This is a genomic window from Burkholderia sp. PAMC 28687, from assembly GCF_001577465.1.
Lineage (GTDB): Bacteria > Pseudomonadota > Gammaproteobacteria > Burkholderiales > Burkholderiaceae > Caballeronia.
Genome location: NZ_CP014506.1, coordinates 1,576,258 through 1,596,225, shown reverse-complemented (window position 1 = coordinate 1,596,225; position 19,968 = coordinate 1,576,258). Strand labels below are relative to the sequence as shown.

Below are 19,968 nucleotides of genomic sequence, written 5' to 3'. Positions count from 1 at the left end.
AATCCACCAAAGGAGTTAGGAATGCAAAGCTTTGAACTTTATACGATCGAATCGGCGCCGGAAAAATCGCGGCCCACACTCGAAGCCCTCGTTGAAAAATTCGGCTTTTTGCCGAACGTCATGGCAACCATGGCCGCCAACCCGGTTTTGCTCAACGGCTTCGCGGGCAGCTTCGCGAGTTTTCATGGCGGAAGTCTCGACGAATGCGAGAAACAGACCCTGCTGCTCACGAACGCGGTCACGATCAAGTGCCCGTGGACGGTGGCGGCGCATTCCACCTTTGCGCTTGAAGACGGCATGGCCGAAGCGGACGTCAACGCGATCCGTGCAGGAAAGCTGCCAGCCAATGTGAAATACGCGGCGCTTTCGGGCTTGAGCCGGGCGCTGATCGAGAAACGCGGTAACGTGAGCGAGGGCGATATCGAGCGGTTTACATCGGCGGGATATTCGCCGCTTCAGATATTCGAGGTGATCACGAGTATCGGGATATCGACGATGGCCGCGACGACCACCAACATGGCCGGCACGCCGGTCGAAGACCGGTTCAAGGCTCAGGCGTGGGTCCCTGCATGACTGTTGGCGCGGGGTACGCGCGGCTCGACTGGAGTTGAGCGTATCCTGATCGACCGAACCCGCATTGAATGAGTATGGAATGAAGTCCTCTGCCAAACCTGTTACCGAACTCGGCACGCTGCTACGCCAATGGCGAAGTACGCGCGGCAGGAGCCAGTTCGATCTCTCGCTGGATGCCGGCGTGTCGCAACGGCATGTCAGCTTCATAGAGAGCGGGCGAAGCGCGCCGAGCCGCCAGACGCTCCTCAATCTTGCGCAGGCGCTCGACATTCCGCTTCGCGAGCGCAACGCGTTGTTGCTTGCTGCGGGTTTCGCGCCCATGTATTCCGAAGGCGCCTGGAACGCGGAGGAAATGCAGAGCGTGACAGGGGCGCTCGCGCGCATGTTGAAGCAGCACGAACCGTTTCCGGCAGTCGTGATGGACCGCTACTGGAACGTGCTTTTGCCCAATGAATCGGCGCCGCGTTTCTTCAATCGCTTCATCGACCTGTCCGCGCGCAAAACGCCTCGCAATATGCTGCACCTGATGTTCGATCCCGATGGCATGCGGCCGTTCATCGCCAACTGGGAGGAGGTCGCCAGGAGTTTGATTCAGCGGGTGCATCGTGAATCGGTCGGGCGGGTTATCGATGAAAAGTCGCGCGAGTTGATCGACGCGCTGCTCGCTTATCCCGACGTCAAGACCGGCTGGAAATCTGCGGAGACCCTCGACGCCGGACCGGCTACGCGCAGCACGCCGGTCATTCCCATCAGCTTCGCCAAGGACGGCGCGACACTCAATTACTTCTCCATGGTCACGACCGTCGGCACGCCGCAAACGGTTGCTGCGGAGGAGTTGCGAATCGAATCCTTGTTTCCTGCCGACGATGCAACCGAGGCGCTTCATCTCCGGATGCTCGGACACGCTCACGCGGAATGAAACGACGGTGTGTTTACGAAATCTATACGCCGCAAACCCCTTCTTCAACACAATAAATACCTGCAAACCTGAACAATTGGGGTTGATGCTGGCTATAGAACTACTAAAGGCGGGGAAACAATGACCGATGACGCCGAGGCTTTGATCGATGAAATGCAGCGCTACGCGTGCGCCCGCATTCACGACGTACAACGCGGCGCGGAAACGCCCGCATTTGCAGCGCTGATGGTGGAGAAGTTCGGCGAAGGTTTGATGAAGGCGGGGTATTTGTTGAAGGTGGAACGGTTCGATGCCCTCACGCACGAGATCGACCGCCTGGTGCGCGAGATCGATGCGCACTATCCGACGCATCTTCAATACAGGTTCGAGGCGCGGCCCGCAGGTCTCGCAATCAACGGTACGGTGTTTTGAGCACTGGCGTGCAGACCTGTCCGCCAGCGCCTTATCTTCATCCGTTCGCGAGGGCAGGCTCTGGTCCGTACGTCTCGCTGACGATACTGCCGTTGTCGAGTTTCAACACGCGGTCGGCAAGCGGGAAATAGCGGTCGTCGTGCGTGATGACGACCACCGTCTTCCCCGCGAGACGCAGTTCGGGCAGCAATTGCTCGTAGAACACGGCCTTGAATGCAGGGTCCTGGTCGGCGGCCCATTCATCGAAGAGATAGAACGGCCGGTCCTCAAGATATGCGATCACCAGCGCGAGGCGCTTGCGTTGCCCTGTGGAAAGCGCGCGCGTGGAGAATGCGCCGTCGACCACTTGCACCTTGTGATCCAGCGCCAGCTTGCCGATCAATGCGTTTGCGCGGGCATCCGCCTGGGCACGGGAAGGATCGTTCGGATCGACGATGCCAAGCAGTGCATCGAACAGATGGAAGTCATTGAAGACCGCCGTGAAATGCTCGCGATAAGCGGGGCGCTCGAGCGACCCCACCGGCTTGCCATCGACTTCGATAACGCCGCCCTCCGGCTCATAAAGACCTGTCAGCACCTTCGCGAGCGTGGTCTTGCCGCTGCCATTCCCGCCCACGATAAACACAAGCTCCCCAGGCCTGAACGTCAGGTCCACGGGTCCGATGCGGAACATGCGTTCGTCTCGTTCGTGGAAGTACGAATGCGTGACACCACGCAGGGTCAGTGTCTTGAACGACGCTTGAGAAGCGCTCGATGACGGCGGCGTCTGAACGTCCGCCGTGGACAGTCCGCCGAATTCCGCCATCACCTTTTCGATCCGGTCGAGCGACACGCGCGCTGCGTTCACGGTCGGCAGGTTGTTGAGCAGGCCATCGAGAGGCACCAGCATGAAGAGGAACACGATGACGTAACCGGCTGCGGCAGGGGTATCGGCACGGACACCCAACGACGGCCAAAAAGCGGCAGCGCCCAGGAACACATAGAAGACGAAGATGATCCAGCCCACGCCAACGGCATAGGCACTGAACGCCCGCCGCCGATGATCGCGCACTTCGCCAATCGCCAGACCCAATTGTCCATCGACGAATTGGGTTGCGCGCGCCTGATGCAACTTCAGCTCCTTCGCACCGTTAAACAGCGCGCCGAGATAGCCGAACAACTTGTCTTGCGACTTGCCGGCCGCTTCGAGCGAGGCGATCGCGCGTTTGTCCCCGGTGTAATAACCGAATGAACCGACCACGATGGCGGTCAACGCAAGCAGGCACACCGGCAACGACAGCCACGCGAGATAAGCGAGACACCCGCACACGATGGAACCGTGCATCACGATGTTGGGCAAGGCGAAGAACAGCATGGAGACGTTGGTGGCGTCATCGGTCAGGACCGATTGCACGGGCGCCGCGCCAATACGTTCTACGTCGCGCAACTCGGCGGTCGCGACGCGCTTGGCCACGCGTTCGCGCAATTGCGCCATCGTGTCCTGCGACAGCCGCGCAAACAGGACGCCCGACACGATCCGCGTGGCGAGCGCGACCACCGCGCACAACGCGAACCGCCATGCAAGCGTGCTATCCGCCGATGAAGGCTGCGACAGCGCGCGGTTCAGCGTTGCAACCAGCGTCACGCTTGCAACGCCATTCAGCACGCACGCGGCGATGGCGAGCGTAAACGCGCCGCGTGAACGCTTGAGCAGCGTCAGGATCAGGCGCGAGGCGGGCTTGGGTGGCGCGCTCTCGTTCGAGGTGGCGTCGTAACGCTCGGTGGCTGGGGTCATTACGTTTGGCGAGTGAGAGAAGCACGGTGGCGCGGAATGCGCCTCTTGCCTCATTGACGTTTGAGCGGGGGAAATATTTAGTCGCGCGTATCTGTTTCATGCCTTTCGCGTGAAGCCCGGTATTCGGCCCCGAAAATAAAGGTAAATATTCTTGTGCGCAAATCGTCATCCCAATGAAGCCGCAATTCCTGTGGCCATTGAGCGGGCCGAAACGGCCAGGCTCAGAGGACTTCACGCCCATGACGACGCACACGACCCGTTTCCCGACCGCGCTGCATCTGCGTATCAGCGCGTTGGCGCGCCTTGCCCCTGATGCGCCGGCGCTGACATCGTTTTCGCCAGTGGAGACGCGGCTTTCGCGTCGCGAGCTGGACCGGCGCGCGGAACATCTGGCGTCGCAGTTGCGCGCGGCGGGTGTCGGGACCGAGGTGCGCGTCGGTGTATGTGTCGAGCGTTCGTGTGAGTTGTTCGTGGCGCTGCTGGCCGTGCTGAAAGCGGGTGGCGCGTTCGTTCCGCTCGATCCTCATCATCCGGCGGCCCGACTCGACTGGATCGTGAACGATGCGGGTTTGACGCATGGGATCGTTGACGTTGCGGCGGATGAAATGATGCGTCAGCGGTTCGCGCACTGTTTGACGGTATCGAACGTGAGGGAGTCGTTAAGCGTAGAGGTTGGTGAGGATAACGACGAAATATTCGTCCATCCACGCGCCGCTGCATACATGATTTATACATCCGGCTCCACGGGAACGCCGAAGGCGGTCGTGGTCGAGCATGGGCCGCTTGCCGCGCACTGCGACGCGTTGACGGCAGCCCTGCCTATTCAGGCGGATGATCGCTTGCTGCATTTTGCATCGGTCAATTTCGATGCCGCGCATGAATGCTGGCTCGCTCCGCTTGCCGCGGGTGCGCGCATCGTGATTACAGATCCGCCGCCGTTCGCACCTGAGGCCGCGCTCGCGATGATCGATCGCGAACAGGTGAATATCGCGGCTTTCCCGCCGGCTTATCTGCGTGAATTTGCTGCGCTTGCCGAACGATCCGGCGTGCCCGCGTCTTTGTGTGTGCTTGCGTTTGGCGGTGAGGCGCTGTCAAAGGATGCCTTCGAAACGGTTCGGCGTGTGTTCCCGGCGGTCCGGCTCGTGAACGGATACGGGCCGACCGAAACCATCATGTCTCCGATGTTATGGCCCGTCGCGCCGGGTGCCTCGCCCGATCTCGCCGGCGATGATGCATATGCGTCGTTGCCGATCGGATGGGCTATCGGGCCGCGCGTGGTACGTATCGACGGTGCGCAGGAAGTGGGGGATGCGGGCGAATTGCTGCTCGGCGGCGCGTGTACTGCACGCGGTTATCACGGCCGTGCGGCGCTTACCGCTGAACGTTTTATTCCCGATGCATCCGGCGAGCCAGGTGCGCGGATTTATCGAACGGGTGATCGTGCGCGTCAACGGGCAGATGGCGCATACGACTATCTTGGCCGTATCGACGATCAGGTGCAGGTGCGCGGCGTTCGCGTCGAGCCGGGCGAAATCGCTGCGTGTTTGCGGGCGCATCCGCTCGTCCGCGATGCAGCCGTGCTCACCGATTCAACCGATGGCCGCACCGTGCTGACAGCTTGCATTGTGACGGCAGATGCGCTGGACGATGCAACGATCAAGGCATATCTGGAGCAACGCTTGCCGGATGCCTGGCAGCCGCATCGATACACACGCCTCGACAATCTTCCATACACGCTCAACGGCAAGCTTGATCGCGAGGCTTTGAGGCACGCGGTAACGGCGCTGGTGTTCAAGACCGATTCGAACCATGCAGCACCGCAAAGCGATACCGAACGGTGGCTAGCGGCATGCTGGCAGCGCATTTTGAGCGACCCGTTGCCTGTTGGCCGCACGGATCGCTTCTTCAACCGCGGCGGTGATTCACTTGCGGCAATGCAATTGCAAGCCGCGATCCGCAGCGAACATAACGTCAATCTGCGGCTCGATACGCTATTCGATGACCCCCAGCTCGATGCACTTGCGGCGTTGATCGACAGCAGCGAGCGTGAATCCGGCCTGGTTCACGTTGCATTGAAACGCATGCCATCGATGCCGGCCAATGCGAGTTTTGTTGATCGGCCAGCGTCGTTCGCGCAGCAACGTTTCTGGGTGCTTGCGCAGACGCAAGATGCGGGATCGGCTTATCACATCGCGGGACACTGGGCGCTTCGTGGCGCCCTGGATTCCCAGGCGCTGCAACGCGCGCTGGATCACGTCATGGAGCGCCACGATGTGTGGCGTACGACTCTTGTCGAGAACGATGATGGCGTCGTCATGCAGCGTATCCATGCGACGTTGCCGGTGCGCATCGGCCACGTGGATCTGCGTCATCTGAACGACGCCCTGCAAGACGAGCAAGCAGACCTTCTCGCGCAGGATCACGCGGCAAAACCTTTTGATCTTTCCGAAGGCCCGTTGCTGCGCGCACAATTAGTGGCGTTCGCAAACGATTCACACCGGCTGATGCTCGCGGTGCATCACTCTGTCAGCGATGGCTGGAGTTCACACTGTGCATTCGATGAACTCGCGGCCGCTTACACGGCGTTCGTCGAGGGTCGCGATCCCGCCTTACCAACGTTGCCGATCCAGTACGCGGACTACGCGCAGTGGCAACGGGAGGTAGTGGGAGGCGCAGAGGGCGCGCGCCAGATCGAGTTCTGGCGCAAGGAACTCGATACCACGCCCGAGCCGCTTGCGCTGCCTTGCGATCGCACGCGTCCTGCGGAACGTGATCATCGCGGAGGGCGGGTGTCGTTGCGGCTGGGTGCACGCACGTCAATGGCTGTGCACGAACTTGCGCATCGCGTACATGCGTCGCCGTTTGCGGTGCTGCTCGCTGCGTTCGATGCCTGGCTTTATCGGCTGACGGGCGCAACGGATCTGGTTGTCGCGGTGCCGGTTGCGCATCGTCAGCGGGCGGAAACCGCGCCTTTGATCGGGTTGTTTTTGAATACGCTCGCGTTGCGTACGAAGGTTCAGCCGCTCGCGTCGTTCGAGGTGTTGCTCGACTCCGTTCGAGCGACTTCGCTTGCTGCGTTCGCTCATCAGGACGTGCCCTTCGATCAGGTTCTGGACGCTGTAAAACCGCCTGTGCGACGCGGCGAAGAATGGCTGCGCGTGAAGTTCGCCCAGCAGTTCGATACGGAGATCAAAGCCGCATTGCCCGGCGTGTCCGCCATTGCAACGCCCGGTCCTGACCTCGCCGCGCGCTTCGATTTCGCGCTCGATTTCACGGACGATTCGCGCGGCATCGAACTGGTGGCCGCCTATGCGCTGGATTGCATCGATACCGCCACGGCAGAAGCTTGGCTTGCGAGCTTCGCGGCTCTTGTGACGGATGCCGTGCGTGATCCGAAGCTTCCCGTTGCGCTGCTCGATTGCGCCGGTACTTCCGATGTGCGAATGCGGCGCATGTTGGCTATCGAGGGCAAGGACGTTCTGTCGCTCATCGCCGCTCATGCGGTTTCAACGCCCCACTGCGTGGCGGTCGCCGACGAAACGACTCAACTGACATGCGCCGAACTCGACGATGCATCGGACTGCGTTGCGTTCGCGTTGCAACAACGCGGTGCAGCCATCGAACAGCCGGTCGTGGTGTGCATCGAGCGCTCGGTGCGCTTTGTCGTGGCCTTGTTGGGCGTGCTGAAATCCGGCGCCTACGCGGTCCTGCTTGATCCCGCGATGCCATCAGAACGCCTCGCCGCTGCCGCCGAAGCTTGCGGGGCGCGCCTGGCGCTCGTTTCGAACGGACCGCGAAGCATTGCCAACGCGACGGTACTGGATATCGATGCCATCGAGCAGGAAGTCTCGCTTTCCAACTCGGCCGCCCGTCGTGTTTCGCCGGTGCCGCATCAGGCCGCGTACCTGATCTTCACGTCGGGCTCTACAGGCACGCCGAAGGGTGTCGTGGTCTCGCATGGCGCGCTCGCGGACTACGTGCAGGGGATGCTTGACGAACTCGACTTCGCGCCCGGCGCATCCATGGCGATGGTTTCCACTGTCGCAGCCGATCTCGGACATACGACGTTGTTCGGCGCGCTGTGCTCCGGCCGCACGCTGCACTTGCTGCCCGCGTCATGCGCGTTCGACCCGGACCGTTTCTCCGAGGAAATGCGCTCCCGCAGCGTCGGCGTGCTGAAGATCGTGCCGAGTCATCTTCATGCGTTACTCGATGCGCAGCGTCCGGAAGACGTGTTGCCATTGCACGCGTTGATAACAGGCGGCGAGATGTTGCCTTGGGCTTTGGTCGACCGGATCGCCGCGCTCAAGCCCGGTTGCCGCGTGATCAATCACTATGGTCCGACTGAAACGACGGTGGGTTCGCTCGCTTGCGATACGTCGGCCTTGACGCAAGCACATTCACGAGGGCAATCGGTGCCCATCGGCCGGCCCTTGCCGAACGCGTATGCATGCGTGCTCGACGCATTCGGGTCGTGCGTGCCGGCCGGTGCGATCGGAGAGCTGTATCTGGGTGGTCCGGGCGTCGCGCGGGGATATCTGGGACGCGCGGCTGCCACCGCCGAAAGGTTTGTTCCCCATCCAGAGGCGTCGGGCAAGCGCCTTTACAGAACGGGCGACCGCGTTCGCTTACGTGCCGATGGTCAACTGGATTTCCTCGGGCGCCTCGACGATCAAGTGAAGATCCGCGGCTACCGGGTTGAGCCGGGTGAGGTGAGCGCGACGCTGCGATGCATCGACGGTGTCTTGCAAGCAGAGACGCTTGCGGTCGAACACGAAGGGCGCTTGCGCCTTGCATCGTTCGTCACATTGCATAAAAACAGCGTTCAAACGGAATCGACGTTGCGCGAAGCGCTCGCGCCAAGCGTGCCCGAATACATGGTGCCCGCCGTGCTTGTGGTGATGGACGCGCTTCCAGTAACGCCCAACGGCAAGGTTGATCGCGCCGCGCTGCGCGAAGCCGCAGTCACACCCGTAGGCGTTGAAAGTGACGGCGACGCACCTCGCGGACCGAGGGAAGAAACGCTCGCTGCCGTCTGGAAAGACGTATTGAAGGCGGAGCGGGTTGGACGCGCCGACAATTTCTTCGAACTTGGCGGCGACTCGATTCTCGTGCTTCAGATCATTGCCCGGTCGCGCAAACGCGGCGTGCGTTTCACGCCGAAGCAACTCTTCGATGGTCCAACTATCGCGCAACTGGCCACAGTCGCTACGTCAATCGATACAGCGGCAGCGCCGATGGCGAGCGCGCCGGTGCGTGCGTCGACTGCTGTCCTGACGCCCGCGCAACTGCGCTTTTTTACGCTGGACATGCCGCAACGCGGGCACTGGAACCAGTCGGTCGAGTTCGATACGCAAACGCCGTTTGATCTCGATGCTTTCGCCCGCGCCTTCGATGCGCTGCTAACGCATCATGATATTTTCAGCCAGCGGTTCGTGCAGAGCGCCGGCGGTAGTGGATGGTCGATCGTTCGAGCACCGAAGCCCTTCGATACATTGCCGCTTGCAGCGACCACTGCCAATGATCAGGCTGACGCGCTCGCGCAGTTCGACGCATTGCAATGCACGCTCGACATCACGAACGGACCGCTTGTCTGCGCGTTGGCCGCGGCGCTTCCGGATGGCAGCACGCAGCTCTATCTGGCGATCCATCACCTGATAGTCGATGGTGTGTCCTGGCGTATCCTGCTCGATGATCTGGACGCAGCTTATCGCGCCGCAATCGATCGTCGCGCCATACAGTTGTCGCCCGCTGGTACGCGAGCACAGGACTGGGCCGCACGTCTCGCACGTGCCGCACGTGAACCCACATCCCCGTTCGCGCAGGAAACGTCGTACTGGTGCGCACTTGCCAGCTCGCACGAGGATATGCCGCTCGACCATCCACAAGCATTGGCGACGAATGCCGACGCCGTTGTGTTCGAACAGACGCTGGCCGCCGACCTCACGCGCGCAGCGTTGAACGAAGCAAATGCTGCATACCGGACGCAGACAGTCGAGCTGCTGGTCGCTGCGCTGGCCCATGCGATCGGCGAGCAAACCGGACATTCATCGTGCCGTATCGAACTCGAGGGTCATGGCCGCGAGGCGTTGTTCGATGATATCGACGCAAGCCGCACGCTTGGCTGGCTGACGAGTCACTATCCGGTAGCGCTGGACATCGACGCGTTGCCTCTGGGAACGCTGACGCAGGCCAAAGACACGTTGCGCGCAGTGCCGCACAAGGGTCTCGGCTTCGGCGTCCTGCGTCACTACGCCGATGACGCGACACGCAACGCGCTTGCAGCGGTACCGCGCCCGCGCGTGACGTTCAACTATCTTGGTCAGTTCGACGCTCCTCGCGATGCCTTGCTCGTGCCGCATTTTGGAGGCGCCGGCTGCGAACGCGACCCGGCGGGACCGCTTGGCAACGCGCTTGCGATTCACGCATATATCGATACAAACGGTGCCCGCACGCTCAAATTGCAGTGGGTATATGCCGCGACGCAATTTGATCGCACGACGATTGAAGCGTTGGCGCAGCGCTTCGAAACGATCCTCGCACAGATCGTGGCAGCGTGCGCGGATCGTCTGAAGCTCCAGGGTGGCGGAGCGACCCCGGGCGACTACCCGCTGGCGCTCAAAGCGGGTTTGAACCAGGCCGCGCTCGACCGCGTGCCGCACGATCTTCGCTCGGTCGATGACATCTATCCGCTCTCACCGATGCAGCAAGGAATTCTGTTCCACTCGCTGCTCGCGCCGGAGCAGGCGACCTACGTCAATCAACTGGTTGCAACGTTGCATGCGCCGGATGTACAGCGCCTTCGCGCCGCATTCGAAGCAGCAGTGCCACGGCATGACATTTTGCGCACGAGTTTCACGCCTGACGAAGCCAAGCCGATGCAGATCGTGCACCGCCAAGCGCGCATGTCTGTTGACCTGCTCGACTGGCGCGATCATGGCGATAACACGCTCGAATCATGGCTTGCGGCGGATCGGGCACGTGGTTTTGATCTGAATACGCCGCCGCTGATGCGCGTGACGCTCATCCAGATCGCGGACGACGAGTGGAAGCTCGTCTGGACCCGCCATCATTTGTTGCTCGACGGCTGGAGCACCGCGCGTCTCTTCGCCGATATCCTGCGCGATTACATCGGCCCGCCGCAGGCGCAGCCCTTCTCGGTGCGGGCGAAGTCGCGCTATCGTGATTTCATTGCGTGGCTGGCCGAGAAAGATGAAGGCGTGGAAAAGGCGTTCTGGCTCGAACGTCTTGCCCGTCTCGACGAACCGGTGCTCGTCGAGAAACGCAATGTGGCTATGCAGACGGGCAACCGCACGTGGCGAGCAACGTTCGACGCGAACACTATGAGCCGCGTCACGGAAACTGCACGCCGGCTTCATGTCACGCTCAACACGCTGGTGCAGGGCGCATGGGCTCTTGCATTGCAGCGGGTCACACATCAGTCATCGGTTGTGTTCGGCGCGACGGTCGCGGGTCGGCCGGATGCCTTGCCCGATGTCGATAGCGTGCTTGGTCTTTTCATCAACACGCTGCCTGTAATCACGGCGCCGTCACCGCATCGTGAGGCCGCGACGTGGTTGCGCGAGTTGCAAAGCGATAACGCGGCTGCCGCAGAGCACGCCCACACGCCGCTTGCAGATATCCAGCAATGGGCGCGTCAGGGCGGCGGTGCGCTCTTCGACACGCTGGTCGTTTTCGAAAATTATCCCGTCGATGAAGCCTGGGCCGGCCGCGATGAACGCGCGCTCAAGATGCGCGACTTGCGCAATATCGAAGCGACAGATTTTGCGGTGACGCTCGTGATTGAAGCCGGCGAGTCGATGACGATCGACTACGGTTACGACGCGGCGCGAATCGATGAAAAGCGCGTGACGATGCTGCATCGCGCCTTCGCTGCATGTCTGGATGCACTTGTTATCAACCCGCACGCGTTGCTAGGCACGATCTCGATTGCAAGCCCGGAAGATATTGTCAGGATCGCGCAATTCAACGCGACTTCACGCACTTGGCCGGCGCAACAACAACTGCCGTTGCATCGCCATTTCGAACGTGCGGCTAAAGCGTCGCCTGATGCCATTGCGCTTGAATTCGCCGATGCAAACGGCGAACTGCGCCAGATGCGTTATGGTGAACTCGATGCGCTAGCGGATCGCCTTGCCGCAGCGCTGGTGGCGAAGGGCGTCAAGCCGGATACGGCGGTAGCGTTGTGTCTGGATCGATCGTTCGACATGGTGATCGCGCTCATGGGCGTGTTGAAGGCGGGCGCGGCGTACCTGCCCATCGACCCGGACTACCCCCCTGAGCGTATCGCGTACCTGCTCGACGATGCAAAGCCCGCAGTCGTTCTGACGCAAGCCCATCTACGTGAGCGTATCGAAGCGGACAGTGCGCGCGTCTTCACGGTCGCCGAACTGATGCAAGACGATACGGCGCACGGCCTACACATCAGTGCAGAAGCGCAACAGCTTGCCTACCTGATCTATACATCGGGTTCAACAGGCAGGCCAAAGGGGGCGGGCAATACGCACGGCGCGTTGTCGAACCGGATCGCGTGGATGCAGCGTGCTTACGCACTGACCGATCGCGATGTCGTGCTGCACAAGACGCCGTTCGGCTTCGATGTGTCAGTGTGGGAATTCGTCTGGCCGCTCTCCGTGGGCGCGAAGCTGGCAATTGCCGCCCCCGGCGATCATCGCGACCCCGCGCGGCTCGTCGCTGCAATCGAAGCGCGCGGCGTGACCACGCTGCACTTCGTTCCCTCGATGCTCGCCGCGTTCATCGCTTATATCGACGACTTCAACGTTGCGGCACGCTGCACGAGCCTGCAGCGAATCGTGGCGAGTGGCGAGGCGCTCGCGCCTGAGCTCGTCACGCGTGCTGCCCAGTTGCTGCCGAACGCGCGTTTGTACAACCTGTACGGGCCGACTGAAGCCGCCATCGATGTCTCGCACTGGACCTGCAGCGCAGAAGATGGGGACGCAGCCTCCGTGCCAATCGGCCACGCGATCGACAACCTGCAACTGCACGTCCTCGATGCAGCGTTCAATCCGCTGCCCGAAGGCGCCATCGGCGAGCTTTATCTGGGCGGAGCAGGGCTTGCCCGCGGGTATCTCGGCCGGCCGACACTGACTGCGGAGCGCTTTGTACCCGATCCTTTCGTGGCGGGCGCGCGCTTGTATAGAACGGGCGATCTTGCGTGCCGTCGCAGTGATGGTGCGCTCGATTACCTCGGCCGTATCGATGCACAAGTGAAGCTGCGCGGACAACGTATCGAGCCGGGCGAAATCGAAGCGCTGCTGCGTGCGTATCCCGGCGTGCATGACGCCGTGGTTATCGTGCGCGAAGAACAATTGATCGCGTACGTGGCGCGCGGTGCCGAGGGCGCGCTCGATCAAGCCGCGCTTCTGGATTCGTTGCGCGCCCAGCTACCGCCTTACATGGTGCCCGCCCGCGTGATCGAACTCGACGCGCTGCCGGTTACGCCGAACGGAAAATGCGACCGCAACGCGCTGCCAGCACCCACGCGCGAGGACCGTTCCGTAGAGTCGCCGCGGACGCCGACAGAACATGATCTGGCCGCGATCTGGCAACGCGTTTTGCGCATCGAATCAATCGGACGCGACGATGATTTCTTCGCGCTCGGCGGCCATTCGCTGCTCGCCACGCAGGCTAATGCACAGGCCAACCTTCACTGGTCGTTGATGCTTCCGCTACGCACACTCTTCGATCAACGCACGCTTACACGCTGCGCCGCGGAGATCGATCGCGCACTTGCCGCACATGAAAACGCAAATGGACAGGACGCGGTAAGCGCAATCGATGCATTACTCGGCGAGCTCGAAGCGCAATGAAGACCGGGAATCAAGGACCGACGATGACGGCAAGACCGGATCTGCTCTCTCTTGCAGTGCGCTTCGCGCAGTTGCCTGACGCACAACGCAAGGTGTTCCTGGAACGACTCCCGGCTACGGGTATCGACTTTCGCATGCTGCCCATACCGCCGCGCGCCGAGCGTTCCGCGAGTGTTCCGGCATCGTTCGCGCAGACCAGGCTCTGGTTGCATGCACGCATGATCGACGAGCCTGCGGCGTATCACATCACCGAGCGGCTGCGTCTCGATGGCGCCCTCGACGAACACGCGCTGCGGCGTTCGTGCGATGCGTTGATTGCGCGTCATGAGGCGTTGCGTACGACTTTCGCGGATGGCGCCGACGGTGTATCACAGAGCGTGCGTGCACCTGAGCGCTGCTGCTGGCAGGCATTTGATGTGAGCAGCGTTCCGCTCGCCGAACGCGAGGCGCGGGCACAGGAACTCGCCCTCGCCGATGAATCCGGGCCTTTCGATCTTGCCCACGGCCCGCTGATGCGCGCGTGCCTGATCCGTCTCGATGCGACCACGCACTGGCTTGCATTGACGACGCATCACATCGTGTCGGACGGTTGGTCGGGGGACGTGGCGCTGGCGGAGCTGGCATCGTTCTACCGGTCGTATGTAAATGGCGAAGCGGTTTCGCTCGAACCGCTGCCGATCCAGTATGCCGATTACGCGCTGTGGCAGCGACGCTGGCTCGATGCCGGCGAACGTGATCGTCAACTCGAATTCTGGCGCGTGCAAGTCGATCCGGCCCGCGACGTGCTGACGCTGCCCGGCGCCGCACCGCGCCCGGCACAACGCAGCGCAGCCGCCGCGCGTCATGTTCTCAAGCTCGACGCAACACTCGTGCAGCGTGTCGCGGGTCTTGCGCGTGCGCGGCGCGCAACGCCTTTCGCCGTCCTGCTGGCGACGCTCAATGCACTGCTCGCGCGCGCGTCCGGCGGACTGCATATCTACATCGGCGTGCCCGCCGCTAATCGGGAACGTGCCGAGACAGCGGGACTGATCGGCTTCTTCGTAAACACGCTGACGGTTGCAACGCGCATCGATGCCACGCAAAGTTTCGGGACACTCATCGATGCAACGGCGCAAAGTCTTGTCGATGCACAGGCGCATCAGGACGTGCCCTTCGAGCAAGTGGTCGAGGCAACGGGCGTTGCGCGCAGTGCGAGCCACCACCCGCTGTTCCAGGTCATGGCCGCGTTCGGGGCGCGCCGTCCGCTTCCGTCGTTCGCCGATGTTCGCGTAACCGAGTTGCCCTCCGGCACGCCGTTCGCAAAATTCGACCTGACGCTCAATTTCGAGCTCCGCGACGGCGGTGCCATCGACGCCTCTTTCCTGTACGCGCTCGATCTGTTCGAAGCCGATGCCATCGATCGTCTCGCGCAGCGTTTCGTCGAATTGCTGTCGAATGCGCTCGACACGCCGGATGTTGCGGTTGGCGATCTGCAATGGCTGCCGCTTGCCGAACGCATCCAGCTCGATGCCTGGAACCACAATCCGCCCGAAGAAGACGACGGGTTCAAGCCGGTGCATGAACGCATAGCCGACCACGCGTGTGCGAGACCCGAGGCGCGCGGCGTGGCAGACATGCAGCGTTCGCTCACGCGCGGCGAAGTGAACACGCGCGCAGCGCAGCTTGCGCAGCGCCTCGTTGCCGCAGGCGTAAGCGCCGAAATGCGTGTGGGTGTGGCGCTCAGCCGCTCGGTGGACCTGCCTGTCGGTTTGATCGCCGCCCTGAAATCGGGCGGTGCGTTCGTGCCGCTCGACCCGAGTCATCCGCGCGAACGCCTCGCGCAAATTCTTGACGATGCGCAGATCGTCCACATCATCACCGAGCGTGCAAGTCTGTCCGCGCTGCCTGTCTCGGAGCGTGTCCGCGTCTGGCTGGTCGATGACGAAAGCCTCTTCCACGATGACAGCACTGCGCTGCCATCCGTTGCACCGACGCAAGCGGCCTACGTGATCTATACATCCGGATCGACGGGCAAGCCCAAGGGCGTGATCGTCGATCACGGCTCGTTCGCGTTGCATTGCACGGCGATTGCGAAGCGTTACGGAGCGGGCGAAGACGACGTTTTCCTGCTGTTCCAGTCCGTCAACTTCGACGGCTCGCATGAAGGTTGGTTCTCGCAGTACATGTCGGGCGCGGCGGTCGCGGTCACCGCGGATACCCTGTGGCCGCCAGCGTTGACCTGCAAGATGATGATTCGCGAAGGCGTGACCATGACGTATGTGCCGCCGGGTTGCGCGACGCAACTCGCCGAGTGGGCGCTCGCGCATGGGGCGCCGCCTACGTTGCGTTCGCTGACCGTAGGTGGCGAAGCCACATCGCGCGAGGCCTTCGCACTGATGCGCCGCGCGTTTCCGAACGCACGCATCGTGAACGGTTATGGCCCGACCGAAACCGTCATCACGCCGATGCTCTGGATGTTCAATCCCGGCGATGATCCCGCGAAGCTCGCCGACAGCGCATACCTTCCGATCGGCACGCTCGTTGGCGCCCGCACCGCCCATGTCCTGGATGCACGCCTGAACCCGCTGCCGGTCGGGGTGATCGGCGAGTTGTACCTGGGTGGGGAGGGCGTTGGTGTTGCACGCGGATATCTCGACCGGCCCGCGATGACGGCGGAGCGGTTCCTGCCGGATCCGTTCGGTGTTCCGGGCGCGCGGTTGTATAGAACAGGGGACCTGGTGAAGCGCCGTGCCGATGGCGTGTTCGACTTCATTGGCCGCGTGGATCATCAGGTGAAGCTTCGTGGCTTGCGTATCGAGCTTGGCGAGATCGAAGCGCAACTTGCCGCGCATGACGATGTGCGCGAGGCAGTAGCGGTAGTGAACTGCAAGGGCGCTCAGGCAGCGCTGGTGGCATACGTCGAACTGACTGACGAGGCGCGCAAATGGTCCACACGCGCCGATGCCGCCGAGCTCGACGCGCATCTGCGTCACACGTTGCCGGACTATATGGTGCCGGCGTTCATTGTCGTGCTCGATGCGTTGCCGCGTAATGCCAACAGCAAGGTCGATCGCGCTGCGTTGCCCGAACCACAGCGTGTGCAGCGCGCCTACGAAGCGCCTTCGGATGCTTTGGAAGTCGCGCTGGCGAGGATATGGCGCGAAGTGCTTGGCGCGGAAACGGTAAAACGCGTTGGTCGCGCGGATGATTTCTTCGAACTCGGTGGTCATTCGCTCGCGGCCGTACGGGTTGCGACTTGCGTCGCCGAGCAGCTTGGACGGGACGTGCCGGTGCGCACGCTTTTCGAGGCGCCGGTTTTGTCGCAATACGCCCAACGTGTAGCGCTTTCCAGACGTGTGGACGCAATGCTCGACGGATCGGTTCGACAACAACCGACCCCCGATGCCGACGGCATCTTGCCCCTGTCAGCCGCGCAGCTCGGATTGTGGTTCCTGTGGCGTTCGCAGCCGGACAGCGCCGCTTACAACATCGCCGTCGCGTTGCGCCTGCGCGGCACGCTTTCCGCCAATGCACTGCGTGAAGCCTTTGCTCAAGCTGCCGCGCGGCATCCTGCGTTGCGCACGCGTCTTGTCGAACGAACGGGCGGGCATCCGGGTCAACGTATCGAAGGGTCCTGTCCGGTTGAACTCCGTGTGATCGATCTCTCGAACGAACCGTCACGCGTTGCGCGTGCGAACGAGCTCACGGACGAGGACGCATTGACGCCGTTTGACCTGCTTGAATCATCGCCGCTTTGGCGTGTCCGGCTTCTGCGACTTGCCGAAGATGATCATGTCCTGTCGCTCGTGATTCATCACATTGTCTCGGACGGACAATCGATCGACCTCTGGCTCGAGGAAGTCCGCTCAACGTACGTCGGGGTGATATCGGGTTCGCCTGTTGCGCGCGCCTTGCCGATGCCGCCAGTTCTTCCCCTGTCTGCGCCGCAATCACGCATTGCGTTCTGGCGCGATGCGCTCGAAACGCTGGACATTGGCTCATCAAGCATCCTGCCGGCGCCCCCATCGGGCCGTGCGATGCAACCGCGCTGGACGGCGGGTCGTATCGCGTTCGAATTCGATGAAACGCTCATACGCCGAGCCCGCGCGATGTCCGTGGGAGCACACGCGACGCTGCCCATGCTGCTGCACGCCGCGCTCAATGTGGCGTTATACCGGCTGACGGGCGTGTCCGATCAACCCATCGGCGTGCTTTCTTCAACCCGCGAGCATTCCGGCGATGCCGCGCGTCACGCGCTTGGCCTCTTCATCAACGCGGTGGTCGTTCGCACGCAACTCGCGGAACGCGATACGCCGGCGACTATCCTCAATGCAGTGCGCGACGCAGCGCTTGCGGCTTACGCGCATGCAGATACGCCTTTCGCCGACGTCGTCGCGGCGTTGCGCGCACCGCGCGAAAGTTTGTCGAATCCGCTCTTCCAGGTGATGTTCAACTACTTGCGCCCGGCTGCCACGATCGGGCAGAGCTGGGCGGCCCTTTCGCTCGAAGGGTTCAACGACGTCCGGCACCGTGTGGTCTTCGAGCTGGAACTGGATATTGTCGAACATCGCGATGGACGCGTGACGGGTGCGTTCTCATACGCAAATGAACTGGTCGATGCAACATTCGCCGAGGCGCTGGCGCAAGAGTATCTCGACGTGGTGACGAAGTTCGTCGACGCTCCGAGCATTGCCCTGGACGCGGCGAACCCGCGTTTCAAAGCGACATTGAGCGTACCCGAACCATTCACGCTGGATGCCGAGGCCGCTTCGACAGCACACACGCTCGAACATCTCTGGCGCGACGTTTTCAACGGGCCGCCGCTGTCCCACGACGACAACCTCTTCGAAGCCGGCGCGACCTCGTTCGATGTCGTGCGGTTTATCGATGCAACCCGTGCAGCCGGTTTCGCACTGACCATTCGCGATGTCTTCGAAGCGCCCAGCGTTGCAGGCCTTGCTTCGAAGGTAGCGTCGAACATGGAAGTGCGCGAACCGTGACCGATCAACTCAACCGCCGCGCGCCTTTTCAACGCGCCACCGCAAACCGATAAGGGACCTGAGACATGCAGAGAGACACCGTATTCGATTTGATCGGCGTCGGCTTCGGACCGTCGAATCTTTCACTGGCCGTGCGTCTTGCCGAAGAGGCCGCCACGTCACGGCTTGCGCATTGTTTTATTGAACGGCAGCCCGAGTTCGGCTGGCATCGAGGCATGCTGCTCGACGACTGCCGCATGCAGATTTCCTTCCTCAAGGATCTCGTCACGCAACGCGATCCAAAAAGCCGCTTCACATTCATCAACTATCTGTTCGAACGCGGCCGTCTCAACGACTTCGTGAACCTCAAGAGCTTCTATCCGACTCGCGTGGAGTTTCACGACTATCTGCGCTGGGTCGCCGATGCCTTCGAAGAGCGGCTGCATTACGGCGAAACCGTTACATCGATCGAACCGGTTCATAGCCCGGGAAGCAAGGAAATCGGCGCGCTGCGCGTTTCGTCGTGCGATCGGGAAGGCCGCGAATGGCAGCGCGTTACGCGGGCGTTGTCCGTGGGTATCGGCGGAGCGGCGCAGGTTCCCGAGGCGTTCGCGGCGCTCGGCAGCCACAACGTGATCCATTCATCGACGTATCTGACATCGATCGACCGCGTGGTCGGCAAGGCCACCGATGCGCCCCGCAAACGCGTCGCGGTGATCGGCGGCGGACAGAGCGCCGCCGAAGTATTCGTGGATATGTCGCGGCGTTTTCCGCATGTCGATGCGAGCCTGGTGATTCGCTCGGGCGCGCTCAAGCCCGCCGACGATACGCCCTTCGTCAACGAGATCTTCAGCCCTGCCTACACGGACGTGGTTTACGGGCAGTCGAAAGATGGCCGCCGTTCGCTGATCGAGCGGTTTCGCGATACCAATTATGCGGTCGTCGACCGGCCGTTGATCGAACAGATCTACGAGATGCTTTACCTGCAAAACGTCTCCGACGATCTCCGTCACCGCCTGCTTGCGAACACCGGGATCGAAGCGGCTGTACGCGCGACGAACGGCCAGATCGAACTGACGTTGCGCGACAACCTGACGGGACTTGCGCGCGCCGAACGCTTTGATGCGCTCGTACTCGCGACGGGCTACAGGCGCGACACGCATATCGCTTTACTCGATGGTCTTGCACCGCATCTCGGCGATGCACTCGTGAAAGGCGACGTCGAACGCGACTACCGGCTCGCCACGCCGGAGCATTTCAAACCGCGTATTTATTTGCAAGGCTGCTGTGAAGACAGCCACGGATTGTCCGACACGCTGTTGTCAGTTCTGGCACTGCGTTCGGATGAGATTGTCGCGTCGCTCGCTGAGCACGCGGCACGGGACCGGCCGGCCAGCCGGAATTCAGCCCAACAAAAAAACGGGATGAGCGACGGCCGCATGGCTATCGCTCTTTGATAAAACCGCGGCCGCAAGAAAAGGC

General features: G+C 62.0%; 7 protein-coding genes. 6 read left to right on the top strand and 1 reads right to left on the bottom strand.

The features are described 5' to 3' along the window. Positions 1-21: 21 nt before the first annotated feature. From AX768_RS22400 to AX768_RS22390, 3 genes are all read left to right on the top strand, one after another. Positions 22-573, top strand: coding sequence for a carboxymuconolactone decarboxylase family protein (locus AX768_RS22400; RefSeq protein ID WP_062002171.1), 552 nt, complete (start codon positions 22-24; stop codon positions 571-573). 79 nt (positions 574-652) lie between these two features. Continuing rightward, positions 653-1,492, top strand: coding sequence for a helix-turn-helix domain-containing protein (locus AX768_RS22395; RefSeq protein ID WP_062002170.1), 840 nt, complete (start codon positions 653-655; stop codon positions 1,490-1,492). A gap of 120 nt (positions 1,493-1,612) precedes the next feature. Next, the gene (locus AX768_RS22390; RefSeq protein WP_062002169.1) at positions 1,613-1,903 is read left to right on the top strand and encodes a hypothetical protein; all 291 of its coding nucleotides are present in this window, start codon (positions 1,613-1,615) and stop codon (positions 1,901-1,903) included. A 37-nt stretch (positions 1,904-1,940) separates the two neighbouring features. Here the strand turns inward: AX768_RS22390 and AX768_RS22385 are convergent, their stop codons facing one another. Further along, positions 1,941-3,677, bottom strand: a complete 1,737-nt coding sequence (locus tag AX768_RS22385) for a cyclic peptide export ABC transporter (protein WP_062002168.1) — start codon at positions 3,675-3,677, stop codon at positions 1,941-1,943. A gap of 239 nt (positions 3,678-3,916) precedes the next feature. On the opposite strand from AX768_RS22385, the gene AX768_RS22380 reads away from it, so the two are divergent. From AX768_RS22380 to AX768_RS22370, 3 genes are all read left to right on the top strand, one after another. Continuing rightward, the gene (locus tag AX768_RS22380; RefSeq protein ID WP_062002167.1) at positions 3,917-13,528 is read left to right on the top strand and encodes a non-ribosomal peptide synthetase; all 9,612 of its coding nucleotides are present in this window, start codon (positions 3,917-3,919) and stop codon (positions 13,526-13,528) included. Then, entirely contained in the window at positions 13,525-18,507 is a 4,983-nt protein-coding gene (locus AX768_RS22375) for a non-ribosomal peptide synthetase (protein WP_062002166.1), read from the top strand. Before AX768_RS22380 ends, AX768_RS22375 begins: the two co-directional genes overlap by 4 nt. Positions 18,508-18,572: 65 nt before the next feature. Then, positions 18,573-19,943: a lysine N(6)-hydroxylase/L-ornithine N(5)-oxygenase family protein gene (locus AX768_RS22370; RefSeq protein WP_062002165.1), complete on the top strand. Its 1,371-nt coding sequence runs from the start codon at positions 18,573-18,575 to the stop codon at positions 19,941-19,943. Positions 19,944-19,968: the final 25 nt, after the last annotated feature.

Coding starts and splice junctions, on each gene's coding strand:
- AX768_RS22375 (WP_062002166.1), top strand. CDS start 13,525: ATGAAGACCGGGAATCAAGGACCGACGATGACGGCAAGACCGGATCTG.
- AX768_RS22370 (WP_062002165.1), top strand. CDS start 18,573: ATGCAGAGAGACACCGTATTCGATTTGATCGGCGTCGGCTTCGGACCG.
- AX768_RS22390 (WP_062002169.1), top strand. CDS start 1,613: ATGACCGATGACGCCGAGGCTTTGATCGATGAAATGCAGCGCTACGCG.
- AX768_RS22400 (WP_062002171.1), top strand. CDS start 22: ATGCAAAGCTTTGAACTTTATACGATCGAATCGGCGCCGGAAAAATCG.
- AX768_RS22380 (WP_062002167.1), top strand. CDS start 3,917: ATGACGACGCACACGACCCGTTTCCCGACCGCGCTGCATCTGCGTATC.
- AX768_RS22395 (WP_062002170.1), top strand. CDS start 653: ATGAAGTCCTCTGCCAAACCTGTTACCGAACTCGGCACGCTGCTACGC.
- AX768_RS22385 (WP_062002168.1), bottom strand. CDS start 3,677: ATGACCCCAGCCACCGAGCGTTACGACGCCACCTCGAACGAGAGCGCG.